1 tRNA gene and 1 rRNA gene are annotated in these 235 nt (G+C 52.8%); both read right to left on the bottom strand.

The features are described 5' to 3' along the window. Position 1: 1 nt before the first annotated feature. A tRNA-Asn gene (locus ACSEXW_RS28515) sits at positions 2–74 on the bottom strand. Positions 75–141: 67 nt separating this feature from the next. Further along, positions 142–235 (bottom strand): 23S ribosomal RNA (locus tag ACSEXW_RS28510); the annotation flags it as partial.

Raw genomic sequence — 235 nt, 5'->3', positions numbered from 1 at the left:
GCTCCCCGAGCAGGACTCGAACCTGCGACAACTCGATTAACAGTCGAGTGCTCTACCGACTGAGCTATCAGGGAATAAAACAACTATTATGCAGTTCAGGACTTGCGCCCTGAAAACCGGATGCGAAACTTCCGAAAACCAATGGATAAGCCCTCGACCGATTAGTACTGGTCAGCTCCACGTGTTGCCACGCTTCCACCCCCAGCCTATCAACCTCGTCGTCTTCAAGGGGTCT

It is taken from the genome of Oryzibacillus soli (assembly GCF_051594765.1).
In the GTDB taxonomy this organism is placed as follows: domain Bacteria; phylum Bacillota; class Bacilli; order Paenibacillales; family NBRC-103111; genus Paenibacillus_AR.
Note: the sequence above shows the minus strand (reverse complement) of the source record. Positions and strands in the feature narration are given on the sequence as shown.